This window comes from Micromonospora sp. ATLC16, from assembly GCF_057196645.1.
The window spans coordinates 14,735-25,133 of the sequence record NZ_JBXUOW010000002.1 but is presented as its reverse complement, the minus strand read 5'-3'; the positions used below and the strand labels follow the sequence as shown (position 1 = coordinate 25,133).

At 71.9% G+C, this 10,399-nt stretch carries 12 protein-coding genes; 10 read left to right on the top strand and 2 right to left on the bottom strand.

Features of this window, described 5'->3' with window-relative positions:
• The first annotated feature begins 63 nt into the window (after positions 1 to 63).
• From rfbA to AC2CHE_RS01495, 4 genes are read left to right on the top strand one after another with little or no spacing between them, the layout of a single operon-like run.
• Positions 64 to 975: a glucose-1-phosphate thymidylyltransferase RfbA gene (gene rfbA / locus AC2CHE_RS01510; protein WP_484503056.1), complete on the top strand. Its 912-nt coding sequence runs from the start codon at positions 64 to 66 to the stop codon at positions 973 to 975.
• Positions 972 to 1,589 (top strand): dTDP-4-dehydrorhamnose 3,5-epimerase family protein, encoded by a 618-nt coding sequence (locus tag AC2CHE_RS01505; RefSeq protein ID WP_484503055.1) that lies wholly within the window; start codon positions 972 to 974, stop codon positions 1,587 to 1,589. The genes rfbA and AC2CHE_RS01505 overlap by 4 nt, the downstream gene beginning before the upstream one ends.
• 56 nt (positions 1,590 to 1,645) lie before the next feature.
• Positions 1,646 to 3,004 (top strand): Pup--protein ligase, encoded by a 1,359-nt coding sequence (gene pafA, locus AC2CHE_RS01500; RefSeq protein ID WP_484503054.1) that lies wholly within the window; start codon positions 1,646 to 1,648, stop codon positions 3,002 to 3,004.
• A 53-nt stretch (positions 3,005 to 3,057) separates the two neighbouring features.
• On the top strand, positions 3,058 to 3,243 hold the full coding sequence (locus tag AC2CHE_RS01495) for a hypothetical protein (RefSeq protein WP_484503053.1): 186 nt from the start codon (positions 3,058 to 3,060) through the stop codon (positions 3,241 to 3,243).
• A 41-nt stretch (positions 3,244 to 3,284) separates the two neighbouring features.
• Here the strand turns inward: AC2CHE_RS01495 and AC2CHE_RS01490 are convergent, their stop codons facing one another.
• Positions 3,285 to 4,397 (bottom strand): DUF3866 family protein, encoded by a 1,113-nt coding sequence (locus AC2CHE_RS01490; protein WP_484503052.1) that lies wholly within the window; start codon positions 4,395 to 4,397, stop codon positions 3,285 to 3,287.
• Between the two features lie 188 nt (positions 4,398 to 4,585).
• Here AC2CHE_RS01490 and AC2CHE_RS01485 point away from each other — a divergent pair, with 188 nt between their 5' ends.
• The 6 genes from AC2CHE_RS01485 (at position 4,586) to AC2CHE_RS01460 (ending at position 9,476) form a co-directional block, all read left to right on the top strand.
• The gene (locus tag AC2CHE_RS01485; protein WP_484503051.1) at positions 4,586 to 5,575 is read left to right on the top strand and encodes a helix-turn-helix transcriptional regulator; all 990 of its coding nucleotides are present in this window, start codon (positions 4,586 to 4,588) and stop codon (positions 5,573 to 5,575) included.
• Positions 5,572 to 6,594, top strand: a complete 1,023-nt coding sequence (locus tag AC2CHE_RS01480) for a helix-turn-helix transcriptional regulator (protein WP_484503050.1) — start codon at positions 5,572 to 5,574, stop codon at positions 6,592 to 6,594. Before AC2CHE_RS01485 ends, AC2CHE_RS01480 begins: the two co-directional genes overlap by 4 nt.
• A gap of 10 nt (positions 6,595 to 6,604) precedes the next feature.
• A complete protein-coding gene (locus tag AC2CHE_RS01475; RefSeq protein WP_484503049.1) occupies positions 6,605 to 6,853 on the top strand; it encodes a hypothetical protein in 249 nt (82 codons plus the stop codon).
• Between the two features lie 139 nt (positions 6,854 to 6,992).
• Positions 6,993 to 7,283, top strand: coding sequence for a Sec-independent protein translocase subunit TatA (gene tatA / locus AC2CHE_RS01470; protein ID WP_484503048.1), 291 nt, complete (start codon positions 6,993 to 6,995; stop codon positions 7,281 to 7,283).
• A gap of 18 nt (positions 7,284 to 7,301) precedes the next feature.
• A complete protein-coding gene (tatC, locus tag AC2CHE_RS01465; RefSeq protein ID WP_484503047.1) occupies positions 7,302 to 8,252 on the top strand; it encodes a twin-arginine translocase subunit TatC in 951 nt (316 codons plus the stop codon).
• Between the two features lie 288 nt (positions 8,253 to 8,540).
• Positions 8,541 to 9,476 carry a diacylglycerol kinase gene (locus AC2CHE_RS01460; RefSeq protein ID WP_484503156.1) on the top strand — a complete coding sequence of 312 codons (936 nt, stop codon included), beginning with the start codon at positions 8,541 to 8,543 and terminating at the stop codon, positions 9,474 to 9,476.
• A gap of 117 nt (positions 9,477 to 9,593) precedes the next feature.
• Here the strand turns inward: AC2CHE_RS01460 and AC2CHE_RS01455 are convergent, their stop codons facing one another.
• Entirely contained in the window at positions 9,594 to 10,280 is a 687-nt protein-coding gene (locus tag AC2CHE_RS01455; RefSeq protein WP_484503155.1) for an HAD family hydrolase, read from the bottom strand.
• Between the last annotated feature and the right edge of the window lie 119 nt (positions 10,281 to 10,399).

The following is a 10,399-nucleotide window of genomic DNA, read 5'->3' as shown; positions in this document are numbered from 1 at the left end:
ACGGCCACATCGACAGTGCAGGCTTGCGCGATTGTTCGTCCGATTGCAGGTAGGCTGCCCCGGATGCGTGGAATCCTGCTGGCCGGCGGCACCGGGTCCCGGCTGTGGCCGATCACCCGGGCGGTGTCGAAACAACTGATGCCGGTCTTCGACAAGCCGATGATCTACTACCCCCTCTCCACCCTGGTGATGGCCGGGATACACGAGATCCTGGTGATCACCACGCCGGAGGAGCAGGGCCAGTTCCAGCGGCTGCTCGGCGACGGCGGTCAGTTCGGGCTCCGGCTGGAGTACGTCGCCCAGCCTCGCCCGGAGGGCATCGCGCAGGCGTTCGTGCTCGGCGCGGACTTCATCGGCGACGAGTCGGTGGCGTTGATCCTCGGCGACAACATCTTTCACGGGATGGGCCTGGGCCGGCAGTTGGCGGCGGGCGAGTCGGCGGGTGGCCGGATCTTCGCCTACCCGGTGGCCAATCCGCAGGCGTACGGCGTGGTGCACTTCGACGCCGACGGTCGGGTGCTGTCTATCGAGGAGAAGCCGCAGCGCCCGACGTCCCGGTACGCGGTGCCCGGCCTGTACTTCTACGACAACCGGGTGGTGGAGATCGCCCGGGGGCTCACCCCCAGCCCCCGGGGCGAGTTGGAGATCACGGCGGTGAACGAGGCGTATCGGCGGTGGGGTGAGCTGTCGGTCACCGTGCTGGACCGGGGAACCGCCTGGCTGGACACCGGCACCTTCACCTCGCTGGTGCAGGCTGCGGAGTTCGTCCGGGTGATCGAGGAACGACAGGGCATGAAGATCGGCTGTGTCGAGGAGGCCGTCTGGCGGGCCGGGCTGATCGACGACGCCCAGTTGCGTTCCCTGGCCGAGCCGCTGACCAGGAGCGGCTACGGGAACTATTTGCTCGATCTACTCGCCGCCGGTGGGCGGCAGGAGCCGACCGGTGAGTTCTTTCAGGTGGGGGTGGCCCGATGAAGCTGCGGCCGTTGAGCGTCGAGGGCGCCTGGGAGATCACCCCGCAGCAGCACGGCGACCCGCGCGGGCTGTTCCTGGAGTGGTACCGCTTCGACCAGTTGGGCGAGGCGGTCGGGCACCCGCTGCGGCTGGCCCAGGCAAACCTGTCCATCTCGGCCCGGGACGTGGTGCGCGGTATCCACTTCGCCGACGTGCCACCGGGGCAGGCGAAGTACGTCACCTGTCTGCGGGGGGCCGTGCTGGACGTGATCGTCGACCTGCGGCTCGGCTCGCCCACCTTCGGCCGGTGGGAGGGGGTGCGCCTGGACGACGTGGACCGGCGCGCGGTCTATGTGGCCGAGGGGCTCGGCCACGGGTTCTGCGCGTTGACCGACGACGCCACCGTGACCTATCTCTGCTCCACCACGTACAACCCGTCGGCCGAGCACACGGTGCATCCGCTGGACGACGAGTTGGGCATCGACTGGCCGACCACCGGGGCGCAGCTGTCGGCCCGCGACGCCGCGGCGCCGACCCTGGCGCAGGCCCGAACGGCCGGGCTGCTGCCGCGGTACGACGCGTGCCGTCGGTATGTCGAGACTCTCGCCGTGATGGCCGGTTCCACAGACGGTTGAGGCCGGCACGTCCCTGACAGTGACGAACAGGGCCTCCTTACGGCTAATGTCTCATCATGGAACGGCGAATCTTCGGTCTGGAGACCGAGTACGGCGTCACCTGTACCTACCGCGGACAGCGGCGGCTGTCCCCTGACGAGGTGGCCCGGTACCTCTTCCGCCGGGTCGTGTCCTGGGGTCGGTCGAGCAACGTTTTTCTGCGTAACGGCGCGCGGCTCTACCTGGACGTCGGCTCACATCCCGAGTACGCCACCCCGGAGTGCGACTCGGTGATCGACCTGGTCGCCCACGACCGGGCCGGCGAGCGGATCCTGGAGGGGCTGCTCATCGACGCGGAGAAGCGGCTGCACGACGAGGGCATCGCCGGAGAGATCTACCTGTTCAAGAACAACACCGACTCGGCCGGCAACTCGTACGGCTGCCACGAGAACTACCTGGTGTCCCGGCACGGTGAGTTCGGCCGGCTCGCCGACGTGCTGATCCCGTTCCTGGTCACCCGGCAGCTGATCTGCGGCGCGGGCAAGGTGTTGCAGACGCCGCGCGGCGCGGTCTACTGCCTGTCCCAGCGGGCCGAGCACATCTGGGAGGGTGTCTCCTCGGCGACCACCCGCAGCCGCCCGATCATCAACACGCGGGACGAGCCGCACGCCGACGCGGAACGCTACCGCCGGCTGCACGTCATCGTCGGTGACTCCAACATGAACGAGGTCACCACGCTGCTGAAGGTCGGCACCGCCGACATCGTGCTCCGGATGATCGAGGGCGGCGTGGTGATGCGCGACCTCACCCTGGAGAACCCGATCCGGGCGATCCGGGAGGTGTCGCACGACATCACCGGCCGGCGGAAGGTGCGGCTGGCCTCGGGCAAGGAGATCAGCGCCCTGGAGATCCAGCAGGAGTACCTCGCCAAGGCCACCGAGTTCGTCGAGCGCCGGGGCGGCGACCAGACCGCCAAGCGGGTGGTGGAGCTGTGGGGTCGGGTGCTGCGGGCGGTCGAGACCGGTGACCTGGAACCGGTCTCCCGGGAGATCGACTGGGTGACGAAGCTGCGGCTGATCGAGCGTTACCAGCGCAAGCACGACCTGCCGCTGTCGCACCCCCGGGTGGCGCAGATGGATCTGGCCTATCACGACCTGCGTCGGGGGCGGGGCCTCTACGCGCTGCTGGAGCGGCGCGGCGACGTGGACCGGGTGGCCACCGATCCGGAGATCTACGAGGCGAAGGAGACGCCGCCGCAGACCACCCGGGCCCGGCTGCGTGGTGAGTTCATCCGGCACGCCCAGGAGAAGCGACGGGACTTCACCGTCGACTGGGTGCACCTGAAGCTCAACGATCAGGCGCAGCGGACCGTGCTCTGCAAGGACCCGTTCCGGGCGTACGACGAGCGGGTGGAACGGCTGATCGCCAGCATGTGACGGGCCGACCGGGGCCGTGTCGACCGGCCGGCCCCGGGTAGGGTGATGGGGCCATGATTCCTCCGGAACCTCCGACCCCGGGCGCTCAGCGGCAGGGCTGGCTCGACCGCCGCCGCGACAAGATCCGCGCCGAGATCGAGCGTAACCGCCGCGGCGAGTACACCGTGCCCACCTGGGTGCTGGCCGTCGCCCTGGCCCTGATCGTGGGCGCCTGGGCCGCCTTGATCATCTTCGCCTGAGGCGCAGGCAAGGCCCCGGCGGCAGTAGCGCGGGCGCCTGGTCAGCGGTCGGCCGGTGCCGGGGGCGTCTGCGCCGCCAGCCGGGCGGCGTGCCGGCCGGCTGCGGCGGCGGCCAGGAAGTAGGCGTGGTCGGCGTCCAGTCCGCGCCCCATCGTCGACAGTGGCACGGGGCTTCGTCGCAGCGCCGCGTCCAGCCCGGTGGTGTCCACCCGCACCAGCGTGTGCCGCTCGGCGAGCGATTTCATCGCGGCGTCGACCTCGGCGGCCAGCAGCGGCTCCAGGTCCGTCGGCACCACCAGCTCCGCACGGGCCAGCGCCACCCGGCCGTACGCGGTGAGGCTGTGGTGCGACACGCCACGGTGCCGGGGTCGCGGATCGGCGGCGGAGATCCGCACCGAGCCGACCGGGCGTCCGCCGAGGGTGGCCACGGCGTTGACCGCCTCACCGACGGCCACCCCGGAGAATCCCCACCGGGTGCCGGTGCCGAGATTGCCCGGCCCCTGCGCCACCACCGCCACGTCGGCGCCGAGCACGTGCCGGGCGGCGAGCAGCCCGCTGTGCAGCGTCGACGCTTCCAGGTCGCCGCCGAACGCCTGCCCGACGCTGATCGTGCCGACCAGTTCGTCACGCAGCCCGGTGAGGGTTCGGGAGAACCAGGCGGGCAACGCCCCACCGTCGGTGAGCAGGTACGCCACCCGCGCCTGCGGCGCGTCGACCCGAATTCCGGCCAGGATCGCCGGCAGCGCGGAGTGCAGGTCGGCGGTCACCACCGGCAGACCGGCCAGGTCGTCGGCGGCGGCCAGCACCTCCCGGTGTGGTGACGCCTCCTCATCGACGCCGAGCAGGATCGGCTGCAACGGGGTGTAGCGGGCTTTCACCAGATGACCCGCGTCCCGGGAGTCGAGGGCCTGCGGCGGGTCCGGCGGCAGCCGCTGCGGCAGCGCCACGACCAGGGCGTACCCGCCGGTGCCCAGGCCCATCAGCAGCGCACCGGCGTTGAGCAGCACCCGATCGCCCGGCTCGGGCTCACCGACCAGCGCCGGATAGGCCAGCGCCCGCATCGAGCCGCCGCCGTCCACCTCGACGTCCAGCTCCATCGCACCGGCCCACCGCCGACGCACCCTGACCACCGCACCTGCCCGCCACCGCACCACCCCCGCACGCTAACGCCCACCCATCCGCCCCGGCCCGCCGGGTACCGCCGCCGATCATGCACCTGTGGCCGGAGCAATATTCGTCTATCGGGGCAATTGACCGACCACGATTGCATGATCGGCGAGACGGGGCGAGTGGTAGGCGTGGGGTACCTGCGTGCGGGGTGCGGGCTGCTAGCGTCTACGAGGTGTCGCGCAGCCGCACCGAACGCCTGGTCAACCTGGTGATCTGCCTGCTGTCCACGCGGCGGTTCCTGACCGCCGCGCAGATCGCCGCGACCGTGCCCGGTTATGAACACGATCCGGACGACGCCCGTGAGCACGAGGCATTCCAGCGCAAGTTCGAGCGGGACAAGGCCGAGCTGCGGGAACTGGGCGTACCGCTGGAGACCGGGACGGCGAGCGCCTTCGACGCGGAGCCCGGGTATCGGATCGCCCGCCGGGAGTACGCGCTGCCGGACATTCCCCTCCAGCCGGACGAGGCGGCCGCAGTGGGCATCGCCGCGCGACTGTGGCAGCACGCCGGCCTCGCCGCCGCCGCCTCGTCGGGGCTGGCGAAGCTGCGCGCCGCTGGCGTGGACGTGGATCCGCAGGCCACCCTCGGGCTGGAGCCGATGGTCACGGTCGACCCGGCGTTCGCGCCGCTGACCGCGGCTGCCCGCGACCGGCGGGAGGTCCGCTTCGACTACCGGGTGCCGGACCGCGACGCGTCCGCCCGGCGTCGACTGCAACCGTGGGGTGTGGTCTGCTGGCGGGGCCGGTGGTACGTGGTCGGCCACGACCTGGACCGCGACGCCACCCGCTGCTTCCGCCTGTCCCGGGTGGTGGGCCCGGTGCGGGCCACCGGCGAGTCGGGTGCCTACCAGCCACCGACCGGTGTCGACCTGATCAGTCACGTGGCCCGCTGGTCCGGCCCGGTCGAGCGACCCGGCCGGGCGACCGTGCTGGTCACCCCCGGGCGGGCCGCCGGGTTGCGCCGCTGGGCGGTCGAGGTCACCGCCGGGTCGGACGTGGACCGGCTGGTCCTGCCGTACGGCGACGCCTGTTCGCTGGCCGGTCACCTCGTCGGGTACGGGCCGGACGTGCGGGTGATCGATCCGCCCGAGGTCCGGGAGGCGGTCATCCAGCGGCTCAAGGAGATCGCCGCCCGCCACGACTCCCTGGCGGTTGTCCGGTGAGCGGCCCGACCCGTCCGGCGGCCCGCAACGGCTCCCGGGCCTCGGCGGACCGGCTGGCCCGGCTGCTGAACCTGGTGCCGTACCTGCTCGCCCGGCCCGGGATCGAGCTTGCCGAGGCGGCCGGTGACCTGGGCGTCACCGAGCGGCAGCTGCGGGAGGATCTGGAGCTGCTCTGGGTCTGCGGGCTGCCCGGGTACGGCCCGGGTGACCTGATCGACATGGCCTTCGACGGTGACCGGGTGACCATCACCTACGACGCGGGCATCGACCGGCCGCTGCGGCTCACCCCGGACGAGGCCCTCGCGCTGGTCGTGGCGCTGCGCATGCTGGCCGAGACACCCGGAGTCGCCAACCGGGAGGCGGTCGAGCGGGCCCTCGCGAAGATCGAGGACGCCGCCGGTGACCTGGTCGCCGCGCCGGTGGAGGTGCGGCTGCCCGGCGACACCGGGCGGGTGGAGCAGTTGCGCGCCGCGGTGGAGGGTGGTCGTGCGCTGCGCATCACGTACTACACGGCGACGCGCGACGAGACCACCGAGCGGGTCATCGACCCGCTGCGGGTGCTGATGGTCGGTGGCCGGACGTACGTGGAGGCGTGGTGCCGCCGCGCCGAGGCGGTGCGGCTGTTCCGGGCCGACCGGATCGATGCCGTCACCGAACTGGCCGAGCCGGCCGTGGTACCGCCACAGGCCCGACCGCAGGATCTGCGCGACGGGGCGTTCCGGCCCTCGCCCGACCTGCCGCTGATCACACTGCGGATCGGCCGGGGGGAGCGGTGGATCACCGAGTACTACCCCTGCGAGCGGGTCGGGTCCGACGGCGAACGGTGGCTGGTGTCACTGCGGGTCACCGACCTCGGCTGGGCCCGTCGGTTCGTGCTGGGTCTCGGCCCGGACGTCGAGGTCGTCGCGCCGGCCGAACTGGCCGGGCAGATCCACGAGTCGGCGGTGGCGGCCCTGGAGGCGTACGCCCGGCCGGTGTCGGTGGACGCTGACCCGGCGGCGGCCGGCGACAGGCAGTAGGCTGGCCGGCGTGCTGAAGTGGATCGTGCTCGCGCTGGTGCTGGTGCCGTTGGTTCTGCTCGCCCTGGCGGTACGACCCGTGATGGCGCGACTGCCCCGACTGCGGCGGGCGGCGCTGGCGTTGCAGCGGCGCGCCGACGAGGCGACGGCGCTGAGTGAGGCGGCGGAGAGCCTCCAGCAGCGGGCGGAGGGGTTGCAGAGCCGGCTGGAGACGACCCAGCAGCGGCTCACCGTGATCAAAGCCCGTCGCGGCGACTGAGGTTGACGGGACACTCGCGGTTGGCCGAGACTTCACCCGCCGGGACGAACCCCCACCGCCCCGGCGGGTGGCAACGGCCCTCGTCGCACGTACGATGGGCTGCGAACACCCCCGTTGGCACAAGCGACTGGAGCTTCACATGGGTGCCCTCAAGCCGTGGCACATCGCCGTACTCGTGGTCGTGCTGATCCTGCTCTTCGGCGCGAAGCGGCTCCCCGACGCCGCCCGGTCCCTCGGTCGCTCGCTGCGGATCATCAAGGCCGAGACGAAGAGCCTGGCCGACGACGACCGTGACCTCGCCGGCAAGGCCGACGCGCAGGCTGGCTACCAGCCGTACCCGCCGCAGCAGCCGGCGCCGCCGCAGCAGCCCTACCAGGGCACCGTGCAGCAGCCGGTCGTCGACCCGGTGCAGCGCGTCCGCGAGAACTGATCCCCGGGTCCGGTAACCGTGGCCTTCGGACTCCGCAAGCGCGGACCGAGCGACTTCGAGCGGGCCGCCGACGGCTCGATGACTCTCATCGAGCACGTCCGCGAGTTGCGCAATCGTCTGTTCAAGGCGTCGCTTGCCATTCTGGTTGGCTTCGGCGTCGGTATCTGGCTGGCCGGGCCGGTACGTGAGCTGCTGTCCCAGCCGTACTGTCAGCTGCCCGGCAGTCAGCTCGCCGACGGCCGATGCAACTTCGTTCAGCTCGGCCCGGCCGACCTCTTCCTGCTCAATCTGAAGATCGGTCTCTGGGTCGGCCTGATCCTCGCCGCGCCGGTCTGGCTCTACCAGCTCTGGGCGTTCATCGCACCGGGCCTGCACCGGCACGAGCGTCGGTACGCCTATGTCTTCACCGGCCTGGCGGCACCGTTGTTCGCCGCCGGTGCGGTGTTGGCCTACTTCGTCGCCTCGAAGGGGCTGGAGTTTCTCCTACAGGTCTCCGGCGACGACATCAACACCACGCTCGACATCACCCGCTACATATCGTTCATCACCAACCTGATCCTGATGTTCGGGGTGGCGTTCGAGTTTCCGCTGATCGTGCTGATGCTCAACTTCGTCGGCATCGCCAGTGCGAAGCGGCTGCTCGGCTGGTGGCGGGTCGCGGTCTTCGCCTTTTTCGCCTTCGCGGCGGTGGTCACCCCCACGCCGGATCCGTTCGGCATGACCGCGCTGGCGTTGTGCCTGTGTGCGCTCTACTTCGCCGCGGTCGGCGTCGCGTTCCTCAACGACAAGCGTCGGGGACGCGGCAAGGAGATGTACGCGGACACCGACGACGACGAGGCATCCCCGCTGGAGTTCGACCGGGAGCCGGTGGAGGCCGGACAGCCGGTCGGCGGGGTCAGCCCGATCGACGCCCCCGAGCCCGTGACCCGACCCCTGACGATCGAGCGACGGTACGACGACGTGACCTGACCCCGCCGCTTCGCGGCATCGGAGCGACAAGCCTTCCACGTCTGGGAGGCTTGTCGCTCTTTGTGTGTGCGCTCGGGGGCCACCGTCTCCCGTTTCGCCTTCATGGCGCCGCCGCCGTCGGCGTCGGGTTGCTCTTCGGCGCCCTCGTGTTTTCAGTCATGGAGATGAGTGCGTGCCGCGCGATCGGTCATGACAAGTGACAGTTGCGGCGCAGCCGGTGGCACTGTTGCCGGCGCTGGCCGCTGCCGGGTCGACACGGTGGGGCCCGCGCCGGTCCGGGCGGGTACGGTGCTCGCCGTGACCTCAGACGATCACCTGTCGGTACCCGGTGGGCCCGTCGCCGTGCTGGCCAATCCGACCGCCGGCCGTGGCCGGCGCCGAGGGCTGCTGCCGGACCTGCTGAATGGGATCACGGCCGCCGGTCGGCCGGTGCGGCTGTTGCGGGCCGGTAGTGCGGCGGAGGCCGAGGCGGCCTGCCGGACCGCCGTGGCCGAGGGGATCGGCGCTCTGGTCGCGGTGGGTGGCGACGGCACGGTGCACCGGGCGATGCAGGCCGTGGCCGGCACCTCGGTGCCGTTCGGACCGGTCCCGGCGGGCACCGGCAACGACTTCGCGGTGGAGACCGGGTTTCCGGCCGACCCGCGGGCCGCTGTCGACGTCATCGCGACGGCCCTGCGCGAGGGGCACAGCCGGCCGGTCGACCTGGCCCGGATGACCGGGGCGGACGGCACGGTCCGCTGGTACGGCGCGGTGCTGGCGGCCGGATTCGACGCGATCGTCAACGAGCGGGCCAACCGGATGCGCTGGCCGCGCGGCCCACGCCGCTACGAACTGGCCATTCTGGTGGAACTTGCCCGACTACGGCCACGCCGTTACACCCTGACCCTCGACGGCGAGCGGTTCGAGGTCGACGCGGTCCTGGTGGCGGTCGGCAACGGCGCCAGCTACGGCGGCGGGATGCGGATCTGCCCCGACGCGGACCCGACCGACGGCCTGCTCGACGTGGTGGTCGGCGGCCGGTTCGACCGACGCACCCTGATCCGGGTGAAGCCGCGCATCTATGCCGGCACCCACGTCACCCACCCCCTGGTGCGCACCTACCGCGCCCGCACCGTCACCCTCGCCGCGGAGGGCATCATCACCACCTACGCCGACGGCGAGCGCTCCCTCCCGCTCCCACTCACCGTCACCGCCACCCCCGCCGCCCTCCACCTCCTCCGCTGACCGCCCCCGCCCCCGCCCCCGCCCGCCCCGCCTTTCCCGTGGATCATGCAGTTGTGGCACCGGATGAAAGCCGCTCAACCGGATGAATCAGGTGCCACAACTGCATGATCGCGGCGGTCAGAGGGTGGGGAGGAGGTTGAGGACGGAGCCGAGGGCGTTGGGGCGGCCGGGGTCGGCGGCGGGCAGGATCAGCGCGGCGCAGCCGGCGGCGACGGCACCTGCGTCGGCGGGGGTGTCGCCGACCATGAGCGACTCCTCGGGGTCGACGCCGAGCAGGCCGCAGGCCCGCCAGAAGATCGCCGGATCGGGCTTGCAGCGGCCCACCTCGTACGACAGCACGTGGGCGTCGACCAGGTCGGCCAGTCCCCAGGCGGCGAAGAGCGGCCGGATGTCGAAGCCGACGTTGCTGACCACGGCCACCCGGACGCCGGCGGCCCGCAGCGCGGCGAGGGTCGGCGCGGTGTCGGGGTAGGGCACCCAGCCCTGCGGCACCAGCAGTCGTTCGTACAGCGCCTCGGCGAAGCCGTCGATGCCGGCGTCGACGGTGTCGGCCAGCCCGGTGTACGCGCCGCGGTGGGCGTGCTCGTACAGATCCCGGTCGGCCCACAACTCGGCCAGCTGGGGCGGTACCCGGGCGGGCAGCGGCCCACCGGCGCGGCCGGCGGTGAGCAGCCGGTCGGCCAGGGCGGTCGCCCGGACCCGGTCCAGGTCCACGCCGCACGCCGACGCGGCGGCCAGCACCCACTGGCTGGCCTCCTCCACCTGCGCGAGGGTGCCGTGGAAGTCGAACAGCACCGCCCGCACCTGCCGACGGGACGGACCCGGCCCGTCGACGTCGGGCACGGGGCTGGTCGGTTCGGCATGATCCGGCACGTGGTGCACCCTACCGACCCACTCGGACCGCCCCGGCGCTCGGCCTTGCC